Annotated in this window: 9 protein-coding genes; 1 reads left to right on the forward strand and 8 read right to left on the reverse strand. The window is 67.6% G+C overall.

All coding sequences use genetic code 11. The features are described from left to right. Positions 1 to 2 precede the first annotated feature (2 nt). The 3 genes from G369_RS0103780 to G369_RS0103790 all read right to left on the reverse strand — a co-directional run bounded on the left by G369_RS0103780 (position 3) and on the right by G369_RS0103790 (position 3,254). Positions 3 to 1,022 (reverse strand): agmatine deiminase family protein, encoded by a 1,020-nt coding sequence (locus G369_RS0103780; protein WP_019652644.1) that lies wholly within the window; start codon positions 1,020 to 1,022, stop codon positions 3 to 5. A 96-nt stretch (positions 1,023 to 1,118) separates the two neighbouring features. Then, positions 1,119 to 2,150, reverse strand: coding sequence for an agmatine deiminase family protein (locus G369_RS0103785; RefSeq protein WP_051127527.1), 1,032 nt, complete (start codon positions 2,148 to 2,150; stop codon positions 1,119 to 1,121). 246 nt (positions 2,151 to 2,396) lie between these two features. After that, complete coding sequence (locus G369_RS0103790; protein ID WP_019652646.1) at positions 2,397 to 3,254, reverse strand: LysR family transcriptional regulator; 858 nt, start codon at positions 3,252 to 3,254, stop codon at positions 2,397 to 2,399. Between the two features lie 149 nt (positions 3,255 to 3,403). Here G369_RS0103790 and G369_RS0103795 point away from each other — a divergent pair, with 149 nt between their 5' ends. After that, complete coding sequence (locus tag G369_RS0103795) at positions 3,404 to 4,477, forward strand: helix-turn-helix transcriptional regulator (protein WP_019652647.1); 1,074 nt, start codon at positions 3,404 to 3,406, stop codon at positions 4,475 to 4,477. A 36-nt stretch (positions 4,478 to 4,513) separates the two neighbouring features. On the opposite strand, the gene G369_RS35375 is transcribed toward G369_RS0103795, so the two are convergent. The 5 genes from G369_RS35375 to glgX form a co-directional block, all read right to left on the reverse strand. Continuing rightward, entirely contained in the window at positions 4,514 to 5,413 is a 900-nt protein-coding gene (locus G369_RS35375) for a hypothetical protein (protein ID WP_019652648.1), read from the reverse strand. Further along, the gene (locus G369_RS0103805; RefSeq protein WP_157773629.1) at positions 5,410 to 6,255 is read right to left on the reverse strand and encodes a hypothetical protein; all 846 of its coding nucleotides are present in this window, start codon (positions 6,253 to 6,255) and stop codon (positions 5,410 to 5,412) included. Before G369_RS0103805 ends, G369_RS35375 begins: the two co-directional genes overlap by 4 nt. Before the next feature lie 277 nt (positions 6,256 to 6,532). Next, positions 6,533 to 11,641: a malto-oligosyltrehalose synthase gene (locus tag G369_RS0103810; protein ID WP_019652649.1), complete on the reverse strand. Its 5,109-nt coding sequence runs from the start codon at positions 11,639 to 11,641 to the stop codon at positions 6,533 to 6,535. A 1-nt stretch (position 11,642) separates the two neighbouring features. Beyond that, positions 11,643 to 13,472, reverse strand: a complete 1,830-nt coding sequence (gene treZ, locus G369_RS0103815; RefSeq protein ID WP_019652650.1) for a malto-oligosyltrehalose trehalohydrolase — start codon at positions 13,470 to 13,472, stop codon at positions 11,643 to 11,645. Continuing rightward, positions 13,469 to 15,637 carry a glycogen debranching protein GlgX gene (glgX, locus tag G369_RS0103820; RefSeq protein ID WP_019652651.1) on the reverse strand — a complete coding sequence of 723 codons (2,169 nt, stop codon included), beginning with the start codon at positions 15,635 to 15,637 and terminating at the stop codon, positions 13,469 to 13,471. Before glgX ends, treZ begins: the two co-directional genes overlap by 4 nt. Positions 15,638 to 15,657: the final 20 nt, after the last annotated feature.

The following is a 15,657-nucleotide window of genomic DNA, read 5'->3' on the forward strand; positions in this document are numbered from 1 at the left end:
GCTCAGCCCGGCTGCTGCTGAGTCGTGCAGTGGATGCCGCCGCCGCCCGCGGCAATGGCGTCGATGTCCAGTTGAACGACCTCCCGGCGCGGAAACAGCTCTTGCAGCAGCGAACGGGCGTTGCCATCGGCTCGTGAATCGCCGAACTGCGGCGCGATCACCGCGCCGTTGCACACGTAGAAGTTGATGTAGCCGGCGGCGAACTCGGGCGTTTCCAGCTTCCGGCGTACGGAATCCGGCCCTCTTAGAACTTCCACACGCAGCCGCTGGCCGCGGGCATCCGTAGCCTGTTTCAGGATCTCGAGGTGCCGGCGGGTCACGGCCCGGTCATGGGAGCCGGGGTCCTCGTCGAGGCCGGCCACCACGACACCGGGCGAGGCGAAGCGGGCATAGAAATCGGTGTGGCCGTCGGTGATGTCGCGCCCCGCGATTCCAGGCAGCCAGATGATCTTGCGCAGGCCCAGCAGCAGCTTCAGCTCGGCTTCGCAGGCTTCCTTGCCCAGGCCGGGATTGCGGTTGGCATTGAGCACGCAGCTCTCGGTGATGATGGCCGTGCCTTGACCGTCGACCTCGATGCCGCCGCCCTCCAGCACGAGCCGGGTACTCAGCCGCCGTACGCCGGCTGCACTGGTCACGTAACCGGCGACTTCCGCGTCGTGTTCATGCTCCTGCTTGCGGCCCCAGCCGTTGAAATTGAAATCCACCCCGGCCCATTGGCCAGAGGCGCTGTCGCGCACGAACACGGGGCCGGTGTCGCGCATCCAGAGATCGTCGACCGGCTGCACCTCGAGCTGTACCCGGTTGCCGCACAGGCGGGCCGCGAGATCGTGCTCTTCCTCGTTCACCAGCATGCGCACCGGCTCGAAGGCCGCGATCGTCCGCGCGACGCTGGCCAGGTGCTCGCGCACCGGCTTCAGCAGCCGCCGGCCCCAGACGTCCTCGTTAGCGCCGAAGGACATCCAGGTGGCACGATGCGGATCGCCTTCGTCAGGCATGTGCCAGGACTCGGGCGCCGCCGCCATCGACGGCACGGCCAGTCCCAGGGGCGCGAGGCTCAGGCCGCCGAGCAGACGGCGACGGGTCAGTAGAGGAGGGGGCATGCGCATGTCGGTGTCCTGCTACACGGGTTCCTGTTGCGTCGTGCAGTGGATGCCGCCGCCGCCGGCGGCAACGGCGTCGATGTTCAGCTGGACGATCTGGTGACTGGGCAATTGGGCCGCGAGCGCATTGCGGGCAGCCTGGTCGGCCGCAGCATCGCCGAATTCGGGCAGGAAAAGAGCCTTGTCGGTGATCAGGAAATTCACGTACCCGGCCGCGAAGTCCTTGCGTGAGAACTCCGGCCGCACCTTGCCCGGCGTTTCCAACACGACGATCCGCAGCGCGCGGCCGCGTGCATCGGTCGCCGCGCGCAGCAACTCCAGATGAAGCCGCGTCACCCTGTGATCGAACGAGGTCTCGTCGTTCTCCAGCGCTGCGACGACCACTCCCGGCTTGATGAAGCGGGCGTAGAAGTCGGTGTGGCCATCGGTGATGTCGCGGTTGGCGATGCCGGGCAGCCAGATGATCTTTTCCAGGCCCAGCAGTCGCTTGAGTTCGACCTCGGCGTCGGCCTTGGTGACGCCCGGATTGCGGTTGGCGTTGAGCACGCAGCTCTCGGTGATGATGGCCGTGCCTTCCCCGTCGACTTCGATGCCGCCGCCTTCCATCACGAGCCGGCTGCGCAGCAGCGGTACCCCGGTCAGTTCCGCCATTCGGGCGGCCACGGTCGCGTCGCGGGTGTGCGGCTGCTTGTTGCCCCAGCCGTTGAAGTTGAAGCTCACCGCTGCGCGCTCGCCGCGGGTATTGCGCACGAAGACGCAGCCGGTGTCGCGCATCCAGAGATCGTCGATCTCGTGCTGGATCAGTTCCACGTTGGAGCCGCAGAGCTGGCGCGCGGTGGCGAAATCGTCCGCACCCACCAGCATCTTCACCGGCTCGTAGACGCTGATGGCGTTGGCGATGCGCGCCAGCGCCTGCTGTACCGGCTGGCGCATGGGCGCGGTCCAGACCGATTCGCGGGCCGCGAACGCCATCCATACGGCGCGATGCGGAGCGCTCTCATCGGGCATCCGCCAGGTTTCGGCCGGTTGCGGGGAGGGCTGGAGCGCCATCGGGGAGGGCGCGGGAGCAGGGGCCGGCACCGGAACAAGTGCCTGCGGGCCGTTGCCGCCACCGCCTCCCCCACATGCACTCAGGATTCCGCTCATCAATCCGAGGCTGCCAAAGCCCATCAGGGCACGTCGAGTTGTCATGAAAATCAAGGGTTACTACTGAGCCCCGGATTCTGTTGACGTTTATCTATTTGGAAAATTGATCTTTTCTGGACTGATCGGCCAATTTGGCTCATGACTCGGTTTTCAGGGCTTGGCGTAGCGCACCAGGCTCTCGAACACTTCGCGGACCATCGGCATGCGCGGCTCGCCCTCGGTGCGCGAGATCCACAGCGTGCCAAGCGACAGGCTCTGGTACTCGAGGAGGCGCTGAAGCTGGCCCGTGTGCAGGGCTTCGTCGGCCAACAGGCGCGACACGAGTGCCACGCCGTGGCCGCGCAAGGCCGCGTCGAGCAGGAGGCGCGGATCGTCGTAGATGGCGCGCTTGCGCAGCTTGCCGAAGTGCTCGCGGATGAACGGACCGATGCGGTCACTCGTGAGGTCGGATTCGAGGCAAAGCAACCCGGCGGCAGCCTTGTCGGCGGAGTCTGCATGCACGACTGCGACGAGTTCGTCTTCGAGCAGCTGGACCTCGAACACGCCGCGCTGCCTGAGCGGCTCGCGGGTGATGGCGATATCCACGTCCATCTCGTCGATGTAGCGCGCGGTCTCGTCGATCGAGATGATCGGACAGAGCGCTGGATGCTCGCGCAGCAGCATCTCGAGGCGCGGCTGCAGCCAGCCTTCGGCGATCGGCGCCGGACAGACCAGCGTGACCAGGCTGTCATCCAGGTAGGTTTCGATGCGGTCGAGCCCGTTGCGGATCTGATCGAGCGACTTGCCGACGCTGTCGAGCAGCAAGCGCCCGGAGACCGTCAATTCGACGCCGCGTCCTTTGCGCCGGAACAGCGGCTGGCCGACTTGCTCTTCGAGCTGGGCGATCTGGTGGCTGACGGCGGATTGGGAGATGCTCAGTTCGTCCGCAGCCCGCGAATAGCTCCCCAGGCGGGCAGCGGCTTCGAAGCCGATCAGGAATCTGAAGGAAGGCAGTCTGGTGTTGGACATGGGAACAGTCCGCGGAGGTAGATTTGCTTTCTGGATTTTCGGGGGGGATAGCCTCCCTGGAATCCATCCATATCGCACACAATGTGCATTATGTTAAATAACAGATGGCAAATAGAACCCCTCTTCGTCCGGAGCAAGGTGGTAGTTAGATGCAAGCACTGATCGAGAACATATACGCCGCAGGCATGGGCGAGCAGCCGTGGCGATGCGCCCTCGACCGGATTCGTGCACTGACGGGCACTCGACTGGTCGCCATCGTGACATTGGATGGCGCCGGCCAGACCCTTGCCAGCGATGTCGCGGCCGACGACGACGAGTTGGCCGGCAAGATCCAGCAGGGCTACAACGACGAATTTCATCGATATGACCCGTCCCGGGCCGTGGCCGCGAAATGGGACGTGGGCCGCTGGTACGACGACCGGCAATGGAATCGGGACAGACAGCGCTCGCACAGCATCTATCACCAGGAATTCCTGCGTCCCCTGGACCTGGGGTATTGGGAAGGCGCATTCGTCTCCAGGACAACCAGGTTGTCGCACTTCTTGAGCTTGCATGGCGGGACGGACGACATGGGGTCGACCTCCTCCCGAGGCAGCTTCCAGAGCATTGGCACGCATCTGGGACGAGCGTTGCGCCTGCAAGCCCAGCTTGAGAGTTCGCAACAGCAGGTGAACCACGTCGAATCGGTGTTCGATGCCCTGGGCTGCGCGATCTTCGTGCTGGACGATTCGCGGCGCTTGCTGCGCGCGAATTCGGCGGCCAGCAGGCTCATGGCGCGCGAGAAGGCGCTGCGCTTCGTGAACGGCCGTTTCGAGCCATCGCCGCCATCGCCATCGACGGCACGGGAATGGCACGAGGCGTGCCGTCAAGGCGCGATCGCCCTTCGACGACCGGCGCCCCACAGCCCTTTGGTGCTGCGCTTGACTCCGTTGTCAGCCAGCTCTGCGGTGGCCAAGGACTGGCAGAGGCCCTTGACGCTGATGGTCGCTTCCGGTGATCGATCCATGGCGGAACAACAAAGCAGCCTGCGCATCGTTTTCGGCCTCACTCAGGCCGAAAGCGAAGTCTGCACCTCGATCTGCGTTGAAGGCCTCACGCCCCAGGCCTGCGCCGAGTCCCGCGGGGTGTCGATCGGCACCATTCGCTCGCAGATCAAATCCATCCACCTGAAGACCGGCGTGACCCGGCTCGCTGAACTGGTGCGGCTGGTCACCGGGATGTAAGGCGCCGCTCCCCCTCCCCGGCTCGCGCCGCCTTCCTTATTTGTACGCTTCATTCGTGGCGTTAGTCCTGAGGGCTCTTTCCTTGTCGGCCATCAAGGCCTGCAAGTGCAGCGGATACGGCGAAGGCATGGTCCCGATGGGGGCATCCAATCCCTGGCGTCGCACTTGCGCGATCGCGTTGTTCAGGAGCTCGGCGTCCTTCGCCAATCTTTGCGGGGTGTAGGGCTGTGACTGCAGCGCGAAGCGAGCGGGCTTCAGCTTGCGGTGGATCACCGTGATGTACTGCTGACTCTTCTGGGCCGCATCCTCTCCGTAGTACGCCCGCGTCCGCATCACAAACTCGTCTTCGAGCGCGGTCGGACTGGCGCCGTAGTCGACGTCCAGGCGGCAAAGATAGGACTTGTACATGAAGTCCTTCGCCCGTGCGTCGCCGGCTTTCTCCATGGTGTCGAAGTACGCCACGAAAAGCGGTGCGCTGCGCATCTGAGGGTCACGGACACCGTACCAGCTCATGCTTTCGCATAGCATGCTATTGAGGGGCGGTGTGGTCCCCGGCACTCTCGATGCCTTGTCGAGCAGCGCCTGCGACATGTAGGGAACCGCTTCTCGGAAGTGCCCGGATTGATACAGCACCATCGCGAGCTGCGCGCTGTAGAGGGCACAAGCCCGGTGATTGCCGCTTTCGCCGTTGTAGCCTTTCATCTGCCAGAAGGACATCTTTCCCAGACCTTCGATGGGCGCGCACTCCTCGTTCAGGCGCTTTTGCAGCAGCGCGACGGCCTGTTGGGGCTGCGACTTTTGAATGGGAACAACCGAGCTCTCGATCCATTTCTCGGCTGCTCGCTCATGCTCCCACGGATGAGTCGCGCATCCTGCCAAGGAGATAAGCGCTGCGGCGAGCGCAACTGCAAGAACATGCTTGCGAACCCGCGTCATTTCTCGACCCCCCATGGATTGACGTCTGCACCATTTCCGACAGCCTGCCTGGCATCGTTCTCGATCTGCGCCGCTCGATCTTGCCGATAGAGCTTTTCCTGCTCTTCACGCTCGGATGCACGGCTCATTGCGTCCAAACCCGCTCCCACTGCGCCGATCAACTGCGTCGCGCGGCTGGCGCGCGTCACGGAAGGGTCGGGCGGCGGCTGGTAGATCGGCGAAGAAGGGGCGGCGGCCTGCGCGGGACGCACCAAGGCCGGAGCAGCACGCGCGGTAGCCTGCGGCGCCGCTGCTGCGTGCGGGGTCACGGAAGCGCCGCTTTGCTGCCCGACGCCGGTGCTGCCGGCCTTCGCTGCTCCAGCCGGCGCCCCGAAAAGCTGCTGCCGCGCCCGCTGCTCCTCTTGCTGGCTCCTGCGCAGGGCATCTGCACGCTGGGCATCGGCTTCCCGGCGCCGCCGCTCCTCCTGGGCTCGCTGTTCCTGCGGATCGACCCATGGATGACAACGAGCCTCCTCGTTGACCGCCACCACGCCCGTCTCGATGCTCTCCGTGGCGCCCGGCTTGACGATCACCGTATGCCCGTTGCCGAAGGCACGATTGGCGTCGGCCCAGGACACGGCGCACTGCTGCGCTTGTGTGCCCGTGTTCTGAACATAAAGCACGGCGTTGAACCCACCCGGCGCGCCGCTCTTCCATAGGCGGATTTCAGCGAGTGAGCTGGAATGGAAGCCTGACAGCAATGAGGCTGTGACAACCAGCGCAGCAAGCCGGCGAGGCGGTTCCGGATTCGGACTTGGAAAAGAGACATTCCTCCCGAAGGGCAGGATGAAGCGTTCGATCATCTCGAAGTCGAGTGGGCTTGATGGCGCCGAATTGTCGAACGCCTCCCCTGCTGCGGCATCTCCAATATTCAGGATGCGGACTCCGCCAGCACATGCTATCGAGACCAAAGGTCGGACCAGATCGAGCGTCCGGTCGTCCCATGTCGAATCAAGCCGCGGCTTGTCGAAGCAATCGCTTCACAGGATTCCAGGCAATTGCTTCGACGTTTGCACGCATCGGCCTGTCCGCAGCGGGGCGCTGGGGCCGGCGCGTGTCAAACCGACCGACTCATTCATCTCAGCGCGTGCCAGCCACGGCCAACGCAGCCCAGGGCATCGCGACGAATGCTTCGCTGAGGCGAAGGCGCGCCGCATCCCCTGAGGCAGATACGGCCTCCCCGGTCAGCAGGTTTCGGAACGAAGCGCCAGCGAGCCAACCCGGCAGGCGGATGGTCGTGCCGTCCCAGCTCCTCGCCTCCGGCAGTCTCGGCGCAGCGGCTTCTCCAGAAATCGACGCGAACAGGCGGCCGGCCAGAACCAGCACGGCCTGGTCGCCATGCCGCCGCGCGAACGCCACGACGTGGCGCGCCAGCGGGCCCTCGACCGCCAGCGGTTCATAGCTTCCTTCGGAAAACAGCAGCGGCTGCGACCGGCGCAAGCTCAGCAGGCGCCAGATGAACCAGAGCTTCGCGCGACCATCGTGAGGGGCCGCGGCCATCGCCGTGATCCGTGACGAAAGATCGTTCCTGCCGACCGTCTGGTCCAGCTCATCGAGCAGCTGCTGGCGCAGCGCGTAGTCCACGGGGCGACGGTTGTCCGGGTCCACGAGGCTCAGCGCGATCAGCTCGCTTCCCTGGTACAGGTCGGGCACGCCGGGCGAGGCGTATTTCAGCAAGGTGAGGGTCAGGCTGTTCCAGGCGCCCAGCGTCGCCAGCCGGTCCGACAGCTGCCGGATGTCGCGCAGGCAGGCGCCCTCCTCCCCGCTTTCGGCGGGAGCCAGGATCTCGCGCACGAAGTGCTCCAGAGCCGATTCGTACGGCTCGTCCGGCTGTGTCCAGCGCGTGCGCAGCTTGGCTTCGCGCGCGGCCTTGCGCATGTATTGGCAGATGCGATCGGCGTAGTCCGGAAGCTCTGCAGCAGCGAGCCCGCCCGGCGGCAGGGTGCCCAGCAGGGTCTGGTAGAGCAGGTATTCGTCGGCCGGGGATGGCATCTCGCCGCCGCCCGGCAGCTGCACGCGCGATCCGCGGCACTTGCCGTGCCAGCGCGCCAGGGCGTGCATCCATTCGTCCGGAATCTCCGAAAGCACGTCGATGCGGTTGCGCACGTCTTCCGAGCGCTTGTTGTCATGCGTCGAGGTTGCAAGCATGGTGTGCGGCCAGCGCAGCGCGCGGTCGGCCGAGAGCTCGTGGAACTGCTCGACCTCGATGCCGAAAAGATCGGGCTCCCCGCCCACCTCGTTGAGCGAGCTCAGAGGAAAGTAGCGGTAGAAGGCCGTGTCTTCCACGCCCTTGGCCGCCACCGGCGCGCTGAACTGCTGGAAGCGCATCGCGAAGCGTTTTACCCGCTCAGCCAGCGCGGCCGGCGCCCCATCAGCCACCTCTCCACGCAGCGCACCGCGCAGGAACTCGAACACCGACAAGTCGGCGTCACCGCTGCGCCGCGCAGCCTCGGCCACGGCTTCGTCGATGAAGTGCGCGTCCTGCGGGGACGGCCCCTCGACGATGTAGGTTCGGTAGACGCTCATGCATGCGCACACGCCCGCCAGCGCCCGCCGCAGCGCGTTGAGCGTGTAGTCGCGCGTTCCCCGGTCGGCACGGGCGATGCGGAGCAACTCGCCGGAGAGCACGTTGAGCTCCGAGGACAGCGCGTTGCGCATCACCTCGCGCCGGCCTTCGCGGCAGATCGAGGCGAAGTCTTCCGTCACGCCGCTGAAGCGCTGCCAGGCGTGCAGCACGCTGTCCTCGCCTGCGGTATCGACCAGCACGCCGTTGGCCACGTTGGCGAAACGGTAGCCGGTGGTGCCGTGCACGTGCCAGCTGTCGGGCACCTCCTCGTGCGCGGCCGCGATCTTCTCCGCCACCACATAGAGCGGCCGCGCGGGCCGGCCACCGGCGTCATGGGTCGGCAGCGCCAGGCCGGCGCGTCGTGCATAGCCTTCCTGCAGCTTGCGGAAATAGCCCGCGGGGTCGTACAGCCCGTCGGGGTGATCGATGCGCAGCCCGTCGACCGCGCCCGAAGCGGCGAGGTCCAGCGCGAAGGACTGCGTGGCCTCGAACACCTCGTCGCGCTCCATGCGCACGCCCGCGAGATCGTTGATGTCGAAGAAGCGGCGGTAGTTGATCTCGTCGGCCGCCACGCGCCAGTGCGCGAGCCGGTAGGCCTGCGTCTCGATCAGCCCGTGCAGCGCGTCGCGACCCTCAATCGAGGCCAGGTTGAACTCGGCCACCGCGGCGGCGACCGCACGGGCCACCTCGGGCTGGCCAAGGGCCAGATCCGCGAGCCGCGCCTTGAGCAGCTCCTTGTCGCGCACGCGCTCGGCCTGCTCGTGCGGCGACGTGGCATTGCGCCCCGGCAGTCGCCCGAAGGCAGTCGAAAGACTCGCGAGCCGGTCTGCATCGACGCCGCCGAGCCGCGAGAGCGCGGGCTCCAGCACTGCCGGGTAGGTTTCGGGGGCCACCGGAAAGCGGTGCTCGAAATAGCGCATGGCGAAGCTGCCGGCCGCTTCCTCGAAGCACAGCACCAGTTCGCCGCGCTCCAGCACCTCGCCGTAGTGCCCGCCCAGCACCGGCAGCAGCACCTTGCCGGCCAGCTCGGGGTTCAGCGGCTGCCAGTCGATGTCGAAGTGCTGCGCGAAGAGCGAGGCCGGGCCGTTCTCCAGCACGTCCATCCACCAGGCGTTGTCGGCGCCGAACACGCCCATGTGGTTGGGCACCATGTCCAGCAGCTGGCCCAGGCCGTTCGCCTTCAGCGCATCGACGAAGCGCGCGAAGCCCTCCGCGCCGCCGAGCTCGGGGTTGATCTCGGCATGGGCGACCACGTCGTAGCCGTGCATGCTGCCGGGCCGGGCGCGCTGTATCGGCGAACAGTAGACATGGCTCACGCCCAGCTTCGCGAGGTAGGGCAGCACGCGGATGGCGTCGTCGAAGCCGAAGTCCTTGTGGAACTGCAGCCTGTAGGTGGCGCGCGGAATGCGCGTCTGCAGGCCGGCCAGCGCTTCGTGATTCGACTGCCGCGGCCGCGCTTCGCCCAGCACCCGCGCCAGCCCGCGCATGCGATCGCCCTGCGCCAGCGCCGCCACGGGCTGCGCCAGCTTGCGGCGCCAGTTGGGGTGTTCGTCGACCGTCCCCGGCATGTTGGCCTGCTCGACGGTGCCGGCCACGTCCTCCATCTGCACCGCCATCAGCGCCGATGGCGTCCTGGCGAGGAAGGCATGCGCCGCCTCCACCAGCCGCTGCGAAGGCATCGAAAGGCCGGCAGCCTCGGCGGCCTCGTCGCGGGACAGCAGGCCTTCCTGCAGCAGCGACTGGATGAGCTCGACGCGCTCGCGCATGCGGTCCGCCAGCTGCTTGTCGAAGACGGCCGGATCGGGAAACAGGTTCAGCGCCAGCCGCTCGCGAAGATCGGCCGCCGTCCACCAGCCCGCGAAGGTCGCGAGGTCGTGCGTGCTGATCGCGACCAGCGCGGCCGGCGGATATTCGGCCGGCGCCTTGAAGCCGCCGCCGTGGCGGCGCTCGAAGTAGAGCAGGCGGTAGGAGAGCACGTCGGCTCGAGAGAGGCCCTCGCGCACCGCGTCCTCGACCGTGCCGAGATCCTCGCCCACCACCATGCAGCGCTGGCGATGGCTTTCGATCGCGACGATGGCGAGCATCTCCTCCAGCGGGTAGTAGACGTATGCGCCCTCGCCCGCCCCGCGTCCGGGTGGAATCCAGAAGAGCCGCATCAGGCCCATCGCGTGGTCGATGCGCAATGCGCCCGCTGCGCGCATGCTGGCGCGCAGCGTCTCGATGAAGAAGCGGTAGCCGTCGGCGCGCAGGCTGCCCGGCTTCAGCGGCGGCAGGCCCCAGCGCTGGCCGGCCGGGTTGAACTCGTCGGGCGGCGCGCCGATGCTGGCGCCTTCGGCAAAGCCCTGCTGGAAAGACCACGCGTCGGAGCCGCCGCGGTCGACCGACACCGCCAGGTCCGCATAGAGGCCCACGCCCATGCCCAGCGCGCGGCAGCGCGCCGCGACGTGCGAGAGCTGCCGGTCGGCCACCCACTGAAGGTACTGGTGAAAGTGCACGCGGTCCGCATGCACGCGCGCGAACGCGGCGACCTCGGCGGAATCGGGATTGCGCCATGCGTCGGGCCATGAGTGCCAGTCGCCAGAGCCTTCTTCGGTGGAGAGGACGTGCGCCCGCAGGGCCTCGAACACCGCGTGACGCCGAAGGGCCTCGCCGCGGCGATCGACGAAATCGAGGAACGCCCTGCCCGCTTCGTCAGGTACGCCCTCCGGCGGGAGGTGGCGCTCGCGGAAATGGGCGAAGAGCAGCTCCAGCACCTCGAACTTCGCCACCGCAACGCCGGCGTAGTCGACGAGCGGCGAAACGCGCAGCGTGGCCAGGCGCTGCTGGAAGTCCGGCGAGCCCACCTTTTCTTGCGCGGCAGCGCAGCTGGAAAAGCCATCGACCGCCTCGACGTCGATGTAGAGCACGTTGAGCTGCTGCCGCGACGAGGGGCTGTACGGGCTTGCATGCTCCGGCGTGCCTGCGTACAGCGCGTGCAGCGGGTTGAGCCCGATGAGGTCGGCGCCCTGCCCGGCCGTCCGCACCGCCAGTTCTTCCAGATCGCCGAAATCGCCGATGCCCCAGTTGCGCGGCGAGCGCAGCCCGTAGAGCTGCACGGCCACGCCCCACACGCGTCCGCCGTCCTGCACGGCGGACGGGCGGTAGCAGCGCCCGGGAGTGGCCAGCACCAGCGTCTCGCCGGGCAGGCCCTCCACGCGCAGCCGGTGGTAGCCGGCTTCGAGCTCGACAGGGACGTGCAGGGTGCGTTCGCCCTGCGCTGTTTGGTCCGGGGAGACGTCGCTCTCGCCTTCGAGCACGGTCCCGTACTCGTCCTGCAGCTGCCAGCGGATTCGCCCGGTCGATGGCGCCAGCCGCAGCCGCACCTGCCATCCGGCCGCAGGCGTTCGAACGACGAGCACCGGCGGCAGCGCCTGGGCCTGGCTTGCGTGTCGCGCCGCTTCCAGCGCGGGCCCGGCATCCCCCACGCGGCCGAGCCGGACGCCGAACTCGGCCAGCAGCGCCATCAGGGAGCCTGCGCTGGCCTCCCTGCGAATCCCGAAGGCATCGAAATAGCTGGTGGCGATGCCGTGGTGTTCGCACAGCCGAACCAGTTCGTCAGTGACCGCGTCATGCGGCTCGCTCATTTCATCCGACACCCGGTGGATCCTCCAGCGTCACGTACACCGCGCCGCGTTCGAGCTGCAGCGCACCTTCTTGAATGGCGGCGCCTTCACCATGAACCAGCGCGCCGGGCGGAACAGCCCGGCTCGCCGCGGGCTTTTCGCCGAGGTGCGCCAGCATGTGCAGCCGGCCGGAAGTCCCGAGGTCCCAGCTCACCTGCAGCGTGCCGTTATCGCTGCGGTAGACGCCTGCGGCCGTCATGCCGGCGAGCCGGGGCACGATCAGGCGATGCCGCACTTCGAGCAGCTGCCGCACCTCGCACAACCGCTCGAAGTGCGCGCGCGTGCCGCGCTCGCGCCAGCGCAGCTTCGAGGCGACAAAGGTGGACTCGGCGTTCGGATCGGGAATGCGTGCACGCGCGGCCTCGTCGGCGAATGCCGCGAACCCGCCGAACTCGGAGCGCCGTCCCTCGGAAACTGCGGTGGCCAGCTCGGGGCCGAAGTCGCAGAAATACAGGAACGGCGTCGAAGCCGCGAACTCGTCGCCCATGAAGAACATCGGCACGTGCGGCGACAGCAGCAGGCAGGCCATCGCAGCGCGCACCAGCACCGGGTCGCCGAGCGCGTGGATGCGCTCGCCGAAGGCGCGGTTGCCGACCTGGTCGTGCGTCTGCAGGAAAGAGACGAAAGCCTGCGGCGGCAGCCGGGTGCTCGGCTCGCCCCGTCGCTCGCCATGGCGGAAGGCCGACGGCTGCCCCTGGTAGATGAAGCCCTCCGCCAACGCGCAGGCGAAGCTGGCGACCGGGTCGGCCGCATAGTCGGTGTAGTAGCCATCGCGCTCGCCGGTGGCGAACACGTGCACCGCGTGGTGCAGGTCGTCGTTCCATTGCGCAGTGCCGGCGACGGGGATGCCGCGGCCGTCGCGCATCAGCATCGAGGCCTCGTTGGCGTCGTTCTCCAGCACCAGGTGCACGTGGCGTTCGCGGGCCGGACCCTCGTCGAGCGCCTGGCGGATCTCCTGCACGATGTGCGGCCGCGTCTCGTCGTGGATGGCGTGGATCGCGTCCATGCGCAGGCCGTCGAAGCGGAACTCCTCGATCCAGTAGCAGGCGTTGTGGATGAAGAAGTCGCGCACCGTGCGCGAGCCCGGCCCGTCGAAGTTGATGGCCGGGCCCCACGGGGTCTGGTGCTCGCCGTTGAAGAACTCGGGGCAGTAGGCGTGCAGGTAGTTGCCCTCCGGTCCGAAGTGGTTGTAGACCACATCGACCAGCACCATCAGCCCGAGCGAATGCGCCGTGTCCACCAGCGCCTTGAGCTCGTCCGGCGTGCCGTACGAGGCATCGGGCGCAAAGGGCAGCACGCCGTCGTAGCCCCAGTTGCGGCGGCCCGGAAAGTCCGCCAGCGGCATCAGCTCGACCGCGGTGATGCCGAGCTCGGCCAGCTCTTCCAGCCGCTGCCGCGCGGCCTCGAAGGTGCCTTCCTCGGTGAAGGTGCCAAGGTGCAGCTCGTAGACAACCGCCTCTTCCCAGGGGCGGCCGCGCCATGCGTCGTCAGTCCACGCGAAGCTGTGGGGATCGACCACCCGGCTCGGGCCGTGCACGTCCTCGGGGTTGTAGCGCGAGGCCGGATCGGGCACGCGGGTGCCGTCGGGCAGGCGAAAGGCATAGCTGTCGCCCTGCCCTGCCTGCGGTACCGTGAGCCGGTGCCAGCCGTGGGCATCGCGCTCCATCGGCTGCGATCCGGCGGCGCCGTGCTCCAGCAGCACGGTCTCCACCGACGGGGCCCAGAGCGCGAAATCGACCCCCTGCGCCTGCACGGTGGCGCCGAAGGGCATGGGGTGCGCGTGCGTGGTCATGGCCGTACGTCCGGCCGGCTCATCACCACGAGCGAGCGGCATTGCAGCGGATAGCTGGGCTCGCTCCACGCGGGCGCATGCGCGGCGGCGTCCTCGGTGGTCAGCGGCGGCGCGGTGCTGGCGGTGTCGACCAGCAGCCGCCATGCGCCGTGTGAAGTCGCGGGCAGCGTGAAGGCGATCTCGTCGTGGTGGGCGTTGAACAGCACGATGAAGTCGTCGTCGTGCTGCGCCTCGCCGCGCGGTCCCCGGTCGACGATGCCGCCGCCGGGCAGGTACATCGCGATGCAGCGGGCGTTGCCGTCGTTCCAGTCCTCCGGGCGCATCTCGGCGCCGTCGGGCCTGAGCCAGTGCACGTCGGTCACGGTCTCCACCTCGGCCGGCTGGCCCGCGAAGAACGACCGCCGGCGGAACGACGGATGCGCGCGCCGCAGCGCCACCATCCGCTCGACGAAGCTCACCAGCGCGAGCCGCTCGGGCGTGGGCGTCCAGTCGAGCCAGCCGAGTTCGTTGTCCTGGCAGTAGACGTTGTTGTTGCCCTGCTGGGTGTGGCCGCGCTCGTCGCCCGCCAGCAGCATGGGCACGCCCTGCGACAGCAGCAGCGTGGCCAGCAGGTTGCGCTTCTGCCGCTCGCGCAGCGCCAGCACCTCGGGGTCTTCGGTGGCGCCTTCGGCCCCGCAGTTCCAGGAGATGTTGTTGTTGCTGCCGTCGCGGTTGTCCTCGCCGTTGGCCTCGTTGTGCTTGTCGTTGTACGAGACCAGGTCATGCAGCGTGAAGCCGTCGTGCGCGGTGACGAAATTGATGCTGGAGGTGGGCCGCTTGCCCGACCAGCCGTAGAGGTCCTCCGAACCGGTGATGCGCCGGGCCAGCTCGCCCAGCAGGCCGCCGTCGCCCTTCCAGAAGCCGCGCAGCCCGTCGCGGTAGCGGTCGTTCCATTCGGCCCAGCCCAGCGGGAAGTTGCCGACCTGGTAGCCGCCGTGACCCAGGTCCCACGGCTCGGCGATGAGCTTCACTCGGTTGAGCGTCGGATCCTGGCCGATGGCGTCGAAGAAGCCGCCCAGGTTCTCCACCTTGCCCGACTCGCGCGCCAGCGCCGAGGCCAGGTCGAAGCGGAAGCCGTCGACGTGCATCTCCTCGGCCCAGTAGCGCAGCGAATCCAGCACCAGCTGCAGCGCCTGCGGATGCTCCAGGTTGACGGTGTTGCCGCAGCCGGTGAAGTCGTCGTAGTAGCGGCGGTTGTCGCCGTTGACGATGTAGTAGGAGGCGTTGTCCACGCCGCGCATCGACAGCGTCGGCCCGAGCTGGTTGCCCTCGCAGGTGTGGTTGTAGACCACGTCGAGGATCACCTCGATGCCCGCGGAGTGCAGCGTCTTCACCATGGTCTTGAACTCCTTCACCTTGCCCGAGGCGCTGTAGCGCATCTCGGGGGCGAAGAAGGCCAGCGTGTTGTAGCCCCAGTAGTTGCGAAGGCCGCGCTCCGACAGGTGACGGTCGTTGAGGAAGCCGTGCACCGGCAGCAACTCGACGGTGGTGACGCCCAGGCGCTTGAGGTAGTCGACCACGGGCGCGCAGCCCAGCGCCGCGTAGGTGCCGCGCAGTTCGGGCGGCACGTCGGGGTGGGTCATGGTGAAGCCGCGCACGTGCATCTCGCAGATCACCATGTCCTGCCACGGGATCATCGGGCGGCGGTCGTCGCCCCAGGTGAAGGCGGTTTCGAGCACCCGGCCCTTGGGCATGAGCGGTGCGCTGTCGCGGCGGTCGAAGGAAAGGTCCTCGCGCTTGCTGCCGACCGTGTAGCCGTAGAGCGCATCGCCCCAGCGCAGGTCGCCCACCAAGTCTTTCGCGTAGGGGTCGAGCAGCAGCTTGTTGGGGTTGAAGCGGTGGCCCTCCTCGGGCTTGTAGGGGCCGTGCACCCGGTAGCCGTAGGCCTGGCCCGGCCGCGCCTCGGGCAGGTAGCAGTGCCACACGCCATCGGTGCGGTCGCGCATGGGAATGCGCTGGAGTTCGTGACGGCCGCGGTCGTCGAAGAGGCACAGCTCGACCTTCTCGGCATGCTGGGAGAAGAGCGCGAAGTTGACGCCCTCCCCGTCCCAGGTGGCGCCGCGAGGGTAAGGCCGGCCGGGCCAGACGGCCGTGATCGCGGGATTGCCAGTGTTTTTTGATGTCATCCGGAAGCTGCAGGTTGGAG

Origin of the sequence: Variovorax atrisoli 110B, from assembly GCF_000382045.1 — a bacterium.
Classification (GTDB): Bacteria; Pseudomonadota; Gammaproteobacteria; order Burkholderiales; family Burkholderiaceae_C; genus Variovorax; species Variovorax atrisoli.

Excerpts from the sequence above, each read along its gene's own strand:
- G369_RS0103780 (WP_019652644.1), bottom strand. The coding sequence starts at position 1,022 with ATGGCGGCGGCGCCCGAGTCCTGGCACATGCCTGACGAAGGCGATCCG.
- glgX (WP_019652651.1), bottom strand. The coding sequence starts at position 15,637 with ATGACATCAAAAAACACTGGCAATCCCGCGATCACGGCCGTCTGGCCC.
- G369_RS0103810 (WP_019652649.1), bottom strand. The coding sequence starts at position 11,641 with ATGAGCGAGCCGCATGACGCGGTCACTGACGAACTGGTTCGGCTGTGC.
- treZ (WP_019652650.1), bottom strand. The coding sequence starts at position 13,472 with ATGACCACGCACGCGCACCCCATGCCCTTCGGCGCCACCGTGCAGGCG.
- G369_RS0103790 (WP_019652646.1), bottom strand. The coding sequence starts at position 3,254 with ATGTCCAACACCAGACTGCCTTCCTTCAGATTCCTGATCGGCTTCGAA.
- G369_RS0103795 (WP_019652647.1), top strand. The coding sequence starts at position 3,404 with ATGCAAGCACTGATCGAGAACATATACGCCGCAGGCATGGGCGAGCAG.
- G369_RS0103785 (WP_051127527.1), bottom strand. The coding sequence starts at position 2,150 with ATGGCGCTCCAGCCCTCCCCGCAACCGGCCGAAACCTGGCGGATGCCC.
- G369_RS0103805 (WP_157773629.1), bottom strand. The coding sequence starts at position 6,255 with ATGATCGAACGCTTCATCCTGCCCTTCGGGAGGAATGTCTCTTTTCCA.
- G369_RS35375 (WP_019652648.1), bottom strand. The coding sequence starts at position 5,413 with ATGACGCGGGTTCGCAAGCATGTTCTTGCAGTTGCGCTCGCCGCAGCG.